Genomic DNA, 12334 nt, shown 5'->3' on the forward strand with positions numbered 1-12334 from the left:
GTAAGGGGCATAAGGGGAAGATTGTCAGGGGGCGATTTTCTTAGACGTTATTAGAAGTTTTGCGCCTTCTTCAAGCCTTTTTATTTCTTCGCCTAATTCTTTTATCTGACTTTTCAGAGATTCGTTTTCGTCAAGAAGGTAAAAGCAGGCTATTATCAGCGCTTTGTCTAAAGTTACTCTGCTATTCCCTGACTTTATCCTTGAAATCATATTTTCAAGGCGTAAAGCAAGTTCCTTAACGTATTGAGGGTCTTTATCCGTCTTTATGTTAAATTTCCTTCCTGCAATGGTCACTTCAACGGTTTCTGGTAAGCTCACAATCTTCCTCTTATGCCCTTAAAGTAGCTCCATAGTTTTCAAGTTCTTTAATTATAGCATTCATTATAGTATTTACTTCTTCGTCGGAAAGGGTTTTATCTTTTGCCCTGAATCTGAGTGAGAACGCTACGCTCTTCTTACCTTCGGGAATACCTTTACCTTCGTAAACGTCAAAGAGTTTCAGCGATTCTAAATATTTAGCTTTTGAGCGTATAACGTTTTCTATTTCCGCTACCGGTTTTTCTTTTTCTACTACAACGGCTATGTCTCTCGTTACCGGTGGGAATTTTGGAATCTGTTTGAATGTAACTTTCTTAGAGAGAGCTTCTGATAGTAACTTATCAAGGTTTAGTTCGGCGATAAAGATATCCTGTTTTATCTCAAACTTTTCTGTTACATCTGGGTGTAGTTTGCCTATGAAGCCTACTTCTTCTCCGTCAACGGTTATTTTTGCGCTCTGTCCGGGGTGAAGGAACGGTTTTTCGTTTTGAGCTGTAAATTCAGCGTTTACGTTGAGCTTTTCAAGCAGAGATTCAACGATGCCTTTTATGTCGTAGAAGTCAGCGTTTCTCTCTCTGTAAAGGTCGTCTTTAACTTTTCCGGTTAATAGGAAAGCGACGTGTAGCGGTTCTTCAGGAAGTTTTTCACCTTTGTTGACGAATATTTTGGCGACTTCAAAAAGAGCTACATCTTTTTCGTTTCTGTTTATGTTGTTGACGGCGTTTTGGACTAAAGACGGGAAGAGGTAGTCTCTCATGTAAACCCATTCTTCTGATAGTGGGTTGGCGATTTTTGTTAGCTTTGAAACGTCAAAGCCGAATTTTGAGTAGAGTTTTTCTCCTATGAAGCTGTAGTTGATTGCTTCGTTGTATCCGTGAGATGCAATGAACTCTTTGATTTCCTGAATGTAGAAGTAACGGTAGTCTTTTTTAACGTTTGAGTGCATGAGGGGATATGTGCTTGTGATGTTTTTCATTCCGTATATACGGGCAACTTCTTCTATAAGGTCAACTTCTCTCGTTACGTCGTATTTTCTCCAGGAAGGGACTTTGACAACTATGTAGTCCTGCTCTTTTTTGACGGTGAAGCCCAGGTTGGAGAGGATTTCGGAGGATTTTCTTGCAGGAATCTGGACGCCTAAGAGGCGGGAGGATTTTTCCGGATTGAAAACGATAACCTTTGGTGTGTAAGGTTTGGGGTAATGTTCTAACCTGCCTTCTGCAACTTCACCGCTGCAAACCTTTTGAATAAGATGAAGTGTTCTTGCTGCTGCGAATTCACAGGCTTCAATATCTGCACCTCTTTCAAACCTGTAGGAAGAGTCTGTTGAAAGGTTAAGGCGTTTGGACGTTTTTCTGATTGTCATCGGGTCAAAGTGGGCAGACTCTAAAAGGATGTTTTCTGTTTCAAGGGTTGTTCCCGATTCTTCTCCGCCCATTATTCCTGCTATTGCAACGGGTTTTTCCGCATCTGCGATGACTAAGTCATCAGAGGTTAGTTTTCTTTCTGTGCCGTCTAAGGTGAGGATTTTTTCACCGTCTTTTGCCCTTCTAACGACTACTTTTTTGCCTGCCAATTTCTCAAGGTCAAAGGCGTGTAGAGGTTGCCCTAACTCATACATTACGTAGTTTGTTGCATCAACTACTGCGTTTATAGGTCTTAAGCCTACAAGGTAAAGCCTTACCTGCATCCAAAGTGGGGATTGGGCATTTTTGATTCCTTTTACGATAAAGCCTGTGTATCTTGGGCAGGCGGCAGAGTCTAAAACTTCCAACTCTGCTTCGTTTTCCGCCTTAAAACTGCCTGTTTCAAAAGAGGTGTCTGGAAGAACGATGGGTTTGTTTAAAACTGCTTTTAGTTCTCTTGCTATTCCTAAAACGGAAAGCGCGTCGGGTCTGTTTGTTGTGATTTCGTATTCAATTATCCAGTCGTTGAGACCCAAAACTTCTACTATGTCTTTTCCGATTTCGGTGTTTTCTGGAAGAATCATTATGCCAGGTGAAGAGTCTGTTAAGCCCAATTCTGCTTCTGAGCAGAGCATTCCGTTTGAGACTTCACCACGCAATTTGCTTCTTTTTATCCTTATACCTATTGGAAGTTTTGCACCGTGAAGGGCTACGGGAACGATTGCACCTTCAAACACGTTGTCTGCACCTGTAACTATCTGAATAGTTTCGTTTCCGACGTCAACCTGACAGATTTTGAGCTTGTCAGCGTTGGGGTGTTTGGTGATGGAGAGGATTTTGCCGGTAACGACTTTTTCTAAGTTTTCGGCAGCGTAAGAAACAGAATCTACTTCTATTCCGATGTCTGTGAGAATGTCGGCAACCTCTTGCGGTGTAAGGTCGCTTATGTCAATGAATTCTTTGAGCCAATTGTAAGTTATTTTCATACCAGTCCTCCGAACTGCCTTAGGAATCTCAGGTCGTTTTCAAAGAAGAGTCTTAAATCGTCTATGCCGTATTTGAGCATTGCTATTCTTTCAACGCCCATTCCGAAGGCAAAGCCCTGGTAGTGCTCCGGGTTTATGCCAACTGCTTTGAAGACTGCCGGGTCAACCATTCCGCAGCCTAAAATTTCAAGCCAGCCCGTTCCTTTACATACCTTGCACCCTTTACCGCCACATATTACGCAACCGATGTCAACTTCTGCGCTTGGTTCTGTGAATGGGAAGTAAGAAGGTCTGAAACGCACTTTTGTCTCAGAGCCGAAGATCTCTTTGAGGAACAGTTCTAATATGCCTTTAAGGTCGGCAAACGTTACTTTTGTGTTAACCATCAAGCCTTCTACCTGATGGAACATTGGCGTGTGGGTGACGTCGGCGTCTTTTCTGTAAACCTTTCCGGGTGCGATTATCTGAATCGGTGGCTGGTGGCTTTCCATTACTCTTATCTGAACGGGGGATGTGTGTGTTCTGAGAACGACATCTTCTGATATGTAAAAGGTATCCTGCATCTCTCTTGCCGGATGTCCTTTGGGTATGTTTAGAGCTTCAAAGTTGTAAAAATCTGTTTCTATTTCTGGTCCTTCGGCTACGGCAAAACCCATTGAGGTAAAGGTTCTAACGATTTCTTTGAGAGTTTTCGTTACGACGTGAAGGTTGCCTGGCGTTACTTTTCTGCCTGGCAGTGTAACATCAATGCGTTCTTTTTCTAACTTTTCCTTCTTTTCCTGTTCTTTAAAGAAGGCAAGTTTTTCTTTTATGGCGTTTTCTATTTTCTGCTTCAGGACGTTGCACTCTTTTCCGAATGTTTTGCGCTGGTCGGGGGGTAAGGTAGGGATTTTTTTGAGGAGTTCGGTAACTTTCCCTTTTCTTCCTATGTAAGAAACTCTCAGGTTTTCAAGCTCTTCTTTCGTTTGTGTCTTTGATAGTTCTTCAAAGAACGTTTTTTCAAGAGATTTTATCTCTTCCATTTTTCTCCCTCTTTAGAGTAAAGCTTTGAATTGTGAGCAACTATTATAACCCTTTTCCCCTTTCTGTGTTTTACTTTTAAGTGTTGAAAAGTTGCAGTTGTGTATATTATAATTTTGGTGATGAGGATAAACTTTCTTTCTTAGATGGGAGGGAAGGGGAAAAGAGAATGGTAGGGCTTCCCGAAAGGGGAGCCCTTAATATATTTTAGGAGAAGAGCCTTCTACAGCGTTTATACCAGTTGATGTAGTTTTCTGCAGCTTTGAGTAAATCTTTATTGGCTTCTCTTAACTCTCTTTTGAAACGTCTTCTTTCCCTTTTTGTGCCGTTGAACGCTAAGATTTGCGGAGACTGAGAAAACTTTTCCTTTACTGCTTCAAAAACAGCTTTAAGAGAGCCCTGGAACTTTACGCTTTTACCGTCTTCAGCTCTGACCCAGAGTTCCATCTTCCACCTCCGGTAGAACTTTAACGGTTTTGTAGTGGGATAATTTAGGAAGAATTTTCGGGAGTGAAAAGTGGAGAGCAGGCGTTTCAGGAATGAATTGTTACGGTTAGTTTCTTCGTGTTTGAAGTCTGGTTATATCGTTGGCGGTTTTGTCAGAGACGTTTTGTTAGGCGTTAGGAAGAAAGAGTTAGACGTTGATTTGGTGGTTAGCTCGTGGGATGAGGTGGATTTTGATTGTTTGAAAGAGAGGTTAGGTGTAAAGCCGTTTGTTTTTGAGAAGGAGAAGACGGTTTATACCTTTTATAAAAAGGGTGAATTCCGCGTTGATTTGACTTTGGTTGATGGGGAAACGATTGAGGAGGATTTGGGGAAGAGGGATTTTACGGTTAATGCTATGGCGGTGAGTTTGGGGGGGATTTTTTTAAAAGAAACTGTTAATTTGATAGATCCTTTTAATGGATATGAAGATTTAAAAAGGAAGGTTTTAAGACCGATAAGAGAAGATTCTATTCGGGCGGATGTTGTGAGAATTCTAAGGGGTATCAGGTTTAAGTTAACTCTCAATTTCGCGTATCATGAAAATTTTGTCAGACAGGCTAAAGAAAATGCTTTCCTTCTGAGAAAAATCCCCCCACCCCGCCTCAAAGACGAACTCTTCAAAATCCTCCCCCTTCCTCTCTTCCACCGCTACTTAGAAGAACTTGACCATTTGAGCGCTTTTGTTCACGTTTTCCCCGAGCTTGAAGGCATTGAAAAAATCCCCCCCTCCGGCCTTCACCAGTTTGACCTTAAAACCCACACCTTCCTAACCGTCAAATACCTTGAAACTTTCTGTGACTCTATACCTTTGAGAGAAGAAGTCGGTAATGACTTTAATATTCTCAAGTTGGTAGCCCTCTACCACGACGTTGCCAAACCTGTGACGGTGAAAGAAAAAGACGGTTACCTTACCTTTTACAACCACGATAAAATAGGTGCAGAGATTGCTAAAAACGCCTTTCAAAGATTGGCGTTTGGAAAGAGAGCCTCTCAAATAGCCTGGACGGTTATCAGAAACCACCTCCGTCCCTTTTTCCTATACGACCTTTACAAGAAAGGGAAACTGACTAAAAAGGCGATTTTCAACCTTTACAAAGATTCCCGTCCCTACCACTACCACGTTCTTCTTCACAGCGTTGCAGATTACATGGCAACATCGGAAGAAATGGCGCAGTCTGTTGGCGACTACCTTGATTTCCTTTCCCTTTTGGTAGCTGATTTTGAAAGGTTTGAGTCCATTAAACCGCTGCTTAGCGGTGAAGATATAATAGAGATAAGAGGATTTTCATCACCCAATCCCTGTGTGGGCAGAATTAAAGAGAAATTGGAAGAACTTCAGGCTATAGGTAAAGTCAGAACGAAAGAGGAGGCTATCAAGTTTGTCAAAGGATACTGCTGCAGTTAAAGCCTATAAAGTTAGTTGCCTTGTAGAACCTGATGGAACTATCAAAAGGAACGTTTACTTAGTAGTTAAAGGTAACAAGGTATTGGAAAAGACTTTCAGACGTCCAGAAGCCCTCAAGGTTAAAGAGATTAAAGGCACTCTTTATCCCCCTTTTGTTAACGCCCATACCCATTTAGAACTTTCAGCCCTTTCCTTTTCGCCCGATAAGTTTGCCAGCTTTTTTGACTGGCTTCTCTGGATAATAAGTAAAAGACAGACCTTTACCGAAGACTGGATAGAGAACTCTTTTCAGAGAGGCTTAAAACTTCTTGAGAGCACTGGAACTTACTATATAGGAGATATTTCCTCCTTTGGCTACTCAAAAAGATATTCTTCAAAAAAATTTCACCTCGTTTCTTTCCTTGAAATAATCGGAAAAGAGAAGAATTTAAAAGGATTACAACCGCCCCTCTCTGCACACTCTGTCTATTCTGTTTCTTTTGAACTTTTAAAAGAGATAGCTGTTGATTCTCTTGAGAGAAACTACCCTTTCCAGATTCATTTAGGAGAGGTGGTAGATGAACAGCTTTTAGTATCGGGAAAGTCAAACCGATTTGAATCTCTAATTTATCCAGAAATCGGCAGGAAAAAGTATCCAATGCCTGAAAGTGAGAATCTCATAGATTACCTGAAGAAAGCCGACGCTTTACACGAAAATACGATAGCTGTTCACTGCACGAACCTTTCAGAAAAAGAGATAGAAACGTTAATTAAACATAACGCTTCCATCGTTCTCTGCCCCCGAAGTAACCTGCACCTTAAAGTAGGATTTCCCAGTGTAGAACCTTTTATCGGTTACGAGAAAATTGCTTTAGGCACAGATGGAATGAGCACCAATCTTTCTCTTAACGTTCTTGAAGAGTTAAAAACGCTTTACTACCGTTTGGATTGTAAGGTGTCATTAAAAAAGCTCTTTTACACCGTTACTCTCGGCGGAGCCAATACGTTAAGGATTGAAAATTACAGGGTTTCTCCAATCTTTTCCTATTCACCTCAAACCCCCGAAAATCCCCTTGATTTCCTTTTAACTCTTCCTTCTTTGAAGATAATAACTCTTTAGCTTTTCTGCTCACTTTGTTGTGTTATAATCGCCTTTAGTTTTTAAGAATATTCCACTCCTAAAGGAGTTGACATGAAGAAACTGTATGACTTTTTCAGTTCCGTCAAGTTGGCGATTTTCCTTCTCCTTATGCTCGCTACAACCTCTATCATTGGAACAATCATAGAACAGCAGAAAGACCCAATTCAGTATTTGAGGGAATACGGGGAGACTACGTATAAGATTTTTAAATTCTTAGGTTTTACCGACGTTTACCATTCTTGGTGGTACATTCTGCTTTTGGTTTTACTTGCCATAAACCTTATTGTTTGTTCAATAAAGAGGCTTCCAAAAATCTGGAAGATAGCTAAAGAGCCTAAGAAGATTCTTCCTGAAGGGCAGGAGAAAAACCTTAAAGCCTATCACTCCATTACTTTTCCTGCACCTTTTGAAAAGGTAAAAAACTCTCTGATAGAAGCTTTCAGAAGAGTAAGGTACAAAGTAGAAGTTGTAGAAGAACAGGAGGACAAAACTTACATTTTTGCTGATAAAAACGTTTTTGCAAGGTTTGGCGTTTATATAGTCCACTTAGGCGTTCTTATCGTCTTAATTGGCGGTCTAATAACGGCTATTTGGGGATACAGAGGTTATATGAACCTTGCAGAAGGAACTGCCAGCAACCTGGTAAGCTTTTTCACAGGCGGTAAAATTATTGAGCTTCCCTTCTACGTTAAGTGCAACAAGTTCAAGATAGACTTTTACCCTTCCGGTATGCCCAAAGCTTACATCTCCGATATTTCCATAATAGAGAACGGTAAAGAGGTATTGAGAAAGCAAATAAAGGTTAACGACCCTCTTAAGTACAAAGGTATTTACTTCTATCAGGCAAGTTACGGGCAGGGAGAAGCTTTCATTCAGCTCAAAAAGGGTGATAACATAACTACCGTAGCTGTTGCGTTTGGACAGCCTTTTAAAGTAGAGGATGGCGTTTATATGAGAATTGTCAGTATAGACGGTATGAGAATGTTGGTCGGTTTTGAAGTGATAGACCACGGAAAGGTGAAAGATTATCAAGCAAAAATGTTTACTCCGTACCAGATTCCGGGTACAAACGTTCTCTTTGCTGTTGCAGACGTTAAACCCGTATTTTATACGGGACTTCAAGTTTCCAGAGACCCAGGAACGTGGGTTGTTTGGCTTGGCAGCATAATACTGATTTTAGGATTGATTATCGCCTTCTTCATTCCTCACAGAAGGGTATGGGTAAGAATAGAGAAGAAGGGTGAGGATAGAACGAAAGTAGTAATAGGCGGAACGACGAACAAGGGAACGGAGGGGCTGTCTCAGGAACTTGAGGGAGTCTTAGGGGTGTTAAAGTCTTCATACTGCCAGAATACCCCTAAGGAGGAATAAAATGGTTACATCCGTAACACTTTTCAACGCTGGTATGGTGGCGTTTTTCCTATCTTTCCTCTTTTACACTATCTATACCTTCTCAAAGAGCGAAAAAGTAGGAAAACTTGCCACTGCCGTTGCCTGGATAGGTATTTTTATTCAAGGCGCAGCTTTCGTTGTTAGAGGGATTGAAAAAGCAAAGGTGAATATGGTCACCGACTGGACTGCTTTCTACAAGTACGCTCCATTTACAAACATGTACGAATCCCTGATGCTTTTCGGTTGGACAGCGGTATTTCTCTATTTGCTCTTTGAGTGGAAGTATAAAAACAAAGCTTTCGGTATGTTTGTTTTACCTCTCGCTCTGATGGGTGAACTGTCCACTCAGATTTTAGGTTTTGATGAGCAGGCTCAACCTCTTGTTCCTGCTTTGCAGAGTAACTGGCTTCTTTTCCACGTTGTAACGACGTTTATAGGTTATGCAGCAGCGGCGGTCAGTGCTGGTATGGCTTACCTGTATTTTTGTAAGGAGAAAGACGTTACTTTAGGTGATTGGATATACCTCTTCACATTTTCTTTCTACATCATTTTTACAGTGATTCTCTATCCTTTTAGACCTTCTAACTCTTTTATTCTTTCTGTTTATATTACAGGTTTAGTCGGAGTGATAATTTCCCTGTTTATAGCTTTCTTGGTCTCAAAGACGAGGAAGGAAGGGGAGTTTAAGTTTGCGGATTTTTCAGGAAAGATATGGGGGCTGATTTTCTTTGCTTCCTTAATTCTTTCTTTGGTTGTTTTTGACTCGGGAAGAAATGCCCTCCTTACGATAGTTATTTCCCTACTCCTTTCAGCTTCAATAGTAGGAGCTATATACCTCATTAGGACAAAGGCAGAAGCGTTTTCCCGCATTATTCCTTCTACTGATGCTCTTGAACATATCATGTATCAATCTGTTGCGGTAGGTTTCGTTTTCCTGACTATAGGAATAATATTGGGAGCTGTGTGGGCTAAATACGCTTGGGGTGGATACTGGTCTTGGGACCCTAAAGAAACCTGGTCCTTAATTACTTGGCTTGTTTACGCTGCTTACCTTCATGCAAGGTATATTAAAGGTCTTTCAGGTAAGCCTCTTGCTTACTTTACTATAGTTGGTTTCCTATCTGTGATATTTACCTATTACGGCGTTAACCTTATTATTCCTGGTCTTCACAGCTACGCTCAGTAATATTTGTTGTTGCCCCCTTCTTGGGGGTATAATTTTTCAGGGTGATTATGATTTGCAAAAGATTGCTCAAGAAAGGTTCTTTTTCCCGTTATCTTCTGTTTTCTGTGTGTGACCTGTTTGAAAGCGATTATCAATTCTTTGCAGCTTCTATAGCTTACTATACGTTAATGTCAGTTATTCCCCTCTTTATATTTCTCTTCTTCTTGGGTATGATGGTCTTTCACGTTGACTTTAAGAGTTTTATTCCGCCGGAGATTATAAATTCACCCTTAAAACCCATATTTTTACAGATAGAAGATGTTATCAACGATTCCGGAATTATAAGTGGAACTGCTGCTTTGATAATGTTGTGGTTTTCGCGGGGGATTTTTCTTTCAATAGAGAAAAGTTTTTGTGAAATACTGGATAAGACAAATCCGGCTGGTTTTTTTTACAAGCATATCGTTACAATTCTTGTGATATTTTTCTTATGGATACTGATGCTTGTTTTTTACGTGGTTAAATACCTCATAGCTGTTCTTATGCCCAAACTGCCCATTCTTTCTCTCTTTACTTCTATTGCTGTTCCTATCCTTGTTTTTGTCTTCATTTTCTCCATTTATTACTTTCTACTTCCAGTTAAAGTATCGGGTAGATTTGTGATGAAAGTAACTTTAATCGTATTTATCTTGCTTGCAGTATTTGAAAAAGTATTTATCTGGTTCATTTTTAATCTGTCTAAGGTAAGTATTTTGTACGGTTCTTTTGCAGCGATAGTTGTTTTTCTTTTATGGATATATTACTCTGCTACTGTGTTACTTTTGGGCGTGGGGATAATTAAAGCTAAAATGTTAGCTGAGGAGATGTAGGATGGAAATTGTGGATAAGATATCCGAATTGAGAGAAAAAATTTCAGTTTTTAAAGATAAAGGTAAATCGGTAGGTTTTGTTCCTACTATGGGTTATCTGCACGAAGGACATTTAAGTCTTGTAAGAAAAGCTAAGGAGGAGAATGACGTTGTCGTTGTGAGCATATTTGTTAACCCAACTCAATTTGCACCTGGAGAGGATTTTGAAAGATATCCCAGAGATGTAGAAAGAGATAGGACTTTACTTGAAAAAGAAGGGGTGGATGTTCTGTTTATTCCCAGCGTAGAGGAGATGTACCCGGGGGGATTTTCCACCTACGTAGAAGTTTTAAATCTTACTGAAGGTCTCTGTGGAGCTAAAAGACCGGGCCACTTTAGAGGAGTAACTACTGTAGTTGCTAAGCTGCTTAACATCGTTATGCCTGATAAAGCGTATTTTGGTAAAAAGGATTATCAGCAATTAAAAGTTATTGAGAGAATGGTAAAAGATTTGAATTTTCCGGTAAAGATAGTTGGTTGTCCTATAGTAAGGGAACCCGATGGACTTGCGATGAGTTCCCGGAACGTTTATCTCTCCTTGGAAGAAAGAAAAGCTGCTACAATTCTTTACAGGAGTTTGTTGTTAGCGAAAGAGTATTATGAAAAGGGGGGAAGGGATGCTGAAGAATTAAAGGAAAAGATAGTGTCTTTTATCAGCGCTGAACCTTTGGTGAAGAAGATAGATTATGTGGAAATAGTTGATGGAGAAACTCTTAACCCTGTTGAAAAATTGTATCCCGGTGTATTAGTAGCGTTAGCGGTTTTTGTGGGTAACGCACGATTGATAGATAACTGGGTTGTAGGTGAAGAACTTTAGGAGGTGAAGAATGATTTATGAAATTAATCTAAAAACGTCTGCCAGAACGCAGTTTGTTGATATTACCAGGCAAGTTGAAGCTATTGTTGCGCAAGCAGATGTTGAAGAAGGTATATGTGTAGTATACGTTCCTCACACTACTGCAGCGGTTACTATTAACGAAAATGCTGACCCGACTGTTCGCAAAGATATAGCAAAAGTTCTTGATAAACTTATTCCTTGGGTAGAACCGTTTTATGAACATGCGGAAGGAAACTCAGCTGCTCATGTAAAATCTTCAGTTGTTGGATGTTCTCAGACTGTAATAATTAGGAATGGAAGGCTTTTATTAGGGACGTGGCAAGGGATTTACTTTTGTGAATTTGATGGACCGAGAAATAGGAAGGTTTATGTAAAAATTGTAAAAGGATAGAAGGAGCAGGGACGTAAGCCGGGTTCTGTTTGAAAGGGTCATTTATCTATGCGGCTTACCCGCTGGCATCGGGCGGGCAACCCTCAAGCGCCAGCCTATTTAGCCTTGCTCCGGGAGGGGGTTACCGTGCCTTTCCCTCTCGCGAGGGAAAGCGGTGGTCTCTTACACCACCTTTTCACCCTTACCACCTTTTAGGTGGCGGTCTGTTTTCTGTGGTCCTTTCCGTAGGGTTACCCCTACCTGGCTTAACGCCAGCTCCCTGCCCTGTGGAGCCCGGACTTTCCTCTGGAAGGAGTTCCTTCCAGCGACCCTTCGCCCTGCTCCCTATTAAAATATAGGATTGTTGGAACTATTTTCTAACTTCCTTGCCTATTTTCTTTTCTATTGATTTGATTTTTTGTTCTAATCGGTTACTCCTTCCTTTTCTTATATCAAACTTTGCCGTGCAGTAGACTCTATTACAGTCGGGTTCTAATAACTTATAAGCTTGTTCTAAAACTTTAAGAGCTTCCTCTATTGTTTCTGTCTCAAAAATGGTTCCCATAGGAGTAAGTTTGTATGGAATACCGCTTTCATCAATGAATTTTATTATCCTTGATACATAACTACTTACACTTTCCCCTTTATCTGTGGGGAACATGGCGAATTCCACTAAGACAGACATTTTTTCCTCCTTTAATTAGATTTCTTTTTAAAATTTAGTCCCAATCCCCTTGACATCAGTTTTCGTGGGTCTATATTAGCCATCGTCAAGTTTGAACAACAGTTGAATAAGGTCAGGCTCTCACAAGAAACTGAAAGTGGGGGCTTGACAGTTCGGGTCAAGAGTCATAAATTTACATCTTGCGTCTTGAAAGGCGGTCTTTGACAGTAGAATAAGGGGTGCGTGCCTGCGGGAG

12 protein-coding genes and 1 other RNA gene are annotated in these 12334 nt (G+C 40.6%); 7 read left to right on the plus strand and 6 right to left on the minus strand.

The window, feature by feature from the left end:
• Nucleotides 1–24: 24 nt before the first annotated feature.
• From QOL23_RS06515 to QOL23_RS06530, 4 genes are all read right to left on the minus strand, one after another.
• Complete coding sequence (locus tag QOL23_RS06515; RefSeq protein ID WP_283400778.1) at nt 25–318, minus strand: cell division protein ZapA; 294 nt, start codon at nt 316–318, stop codon at nt 25–27.
• Between the two features lie 10 nt (nt 319–328).
• Nucleotides 329–2710 (minus strand): phenylalanine--tRNA ligase subunit beta, encoded by a 2382-nt coding sequence (gene pheT / locus QOL23_RS06520; RefSeq protein ID WP_283400779.1) that lies wholly within the window; start codon nt 2708–2710, stop codon nt 329–331.
• A complete protein-coding gene (pheS, locus tag QOL23_RS06525; protein ID WP_283400780.1) occupies nt 2707–3732 on the minus strand; it encodes a phenylalanine--tRNA ligase subunit alpha in 1026 nt (341 codons plus the stop codon). The genes pheT and pheS overlap by 4 nt, the downstream gene beginning before the upstream one ends.
• A gap of 205 nt (nt 3733–3937) precedes the next feature.
• A complete protein-coding gene (locus QOL23_RS06530; RefSeq protein WP_283400781.1) occupies nt 3938–4177 on the minus strand; it encodes a hypothetical protein in 240 nt (79 codons plus the stop codon).
• A gap of 97 nt (nt 4178–4274) precedes the next feature.
• Here QOL23_RS06530 and QOL23_RS06535 point away from each other — a divergent pair, with 97 nt between their 5' ends.
• The 7 genes from QOL23_RS06535 to QOL23_RS06565 all read left to right on the plus strand — a co-directional run bounded on the left by QOL23_RS06535 (nt 4275) and on the right by QOL23_RS06565 (nt 11435).
• Nucleotides 4275–5621 carry an HD domain-containing protein gene (locus tag QOL23_RS06535; protein ID WP_283400782.1) on the plus strand — a complete coding sequence of 449 codons (1347 nt, stop codon included), beginning with the start codon at nt 4275–4277 and terminating at the stop codon, nt 5619–5621.
• Nucleotides 5596–6720 (plus strand): amidohydrolase family protein, encoded by a 1125-nt coding sequence (locus tag QOL23_RS06540; RefSeq protein WP_283400783.1) that lies wholly within the window; start codon nt 5596–5598, stop codon nt 6718–6720. Before QOL23_RS06535 ends, QOL23_RS06540 begins: the two co-directional genes overlap by 26 nt.
• 72 nt (nt 6721–6792) lie before the next feature.
• The gene (gene resB / locus QOL23_RS06545) at nt 6793–8112 is read left to right on the plus strand and encodes a cytochrome c biogenesis protein ResB (protein WP_283400784.1); all 1320 of its coding nucleotides are present in this window, start codon (nt 6793–6795) and stop codon (nt 8110–8112) included.
• 1 nt (nt 8113) lies between these two features.
• Complete coding sequence (gene ccsB / locus QOL23_RS06550) at nt 8114–9319, plus strand: c-type cytochrome biogenesis protein CcsB (protein ID WP_283400785.1); 1206 nt, start codon at nt 8114–8116, stop codon at nt 9317–9319.
• A 47-nt stretch (nt 9320–9366) separates the two neighbouring features.
• The gene (locus tag QOL23_RS06555; RefSeq protein WP_283400791.1) at nt 9367–10167 is read left to right on the plus strand and encodes a YihY/virulence factor BrkB family protein; all 801 of its coding nucleotides are present in this window, start codon (nt 9367–9369) and stop codon (nt 10165–10167) included.
• Nucleotide 10168: 1 nt separating this feature from the next.
• Nucleotides 10169–11023 (plus strand): pantoate--beta-alanine ligase, encoded by an 855-nt coding sequence (gene panC / locus QOL23_RS06560; RefSeq protein ID WP_283400786.1) that lies wholly within the window; start codon nt 10169–10171, stop codon nt 11021–11023.
• 10 nt (nt 11024–11033) lie between these two features.
• Nucleotides 11034–11435 (plus strand): secondary thiamine-phosphate synthase enzyme YjbQ, encoded by a 402-nt coding sequence (locus QOL23_RS06565; RefSeq protein WP_283400787.1) that lies wholly within the window; start codon nt 11034–11036, stop codon nt 11433–11435.
• Here the strand turns inward: QOL23_RS06565 and rnpB are convergent.
• Both rnpB and QOL23_RS06575 read right to left on the minus strand, forming a co-directional pair.
• An RNA gene (gene rnpB, locus QOL23_RS06570) (RNase P RNA component class A) lies at nt 11434–11759 on the minus strand. The genes QOL23_RS06565 and rnpB overlap by 2 nt on opposite strands.
• Before the next feature lie 25 nt (nt 11760–11784).
• Nucleotides 11785–12099, minus strand: coding sequence for an MTH1187 family thiamine-binding protein (locus QOL23_RS06575; protein ID WP_283400788.1), 315 nt, complete (start codon nt 12097–12099; stop codon nt 11785–11787).
• Between the last annotated feature and the right edge of the window lie 235 nt (nt 12100–12334).

Origin of the sequence: Desulfurobacterium pacificum, assembly GCF_900182835.1 — a bacterium.
Taxonomy (GTDB): domain Bacteria; phylum Aquificota; class Aquificia; order Desulfurobacteriales; family Desulfurobacteriaceae; genus Desulfurobacterium_B; species Desulfurobacterium_B pacificum.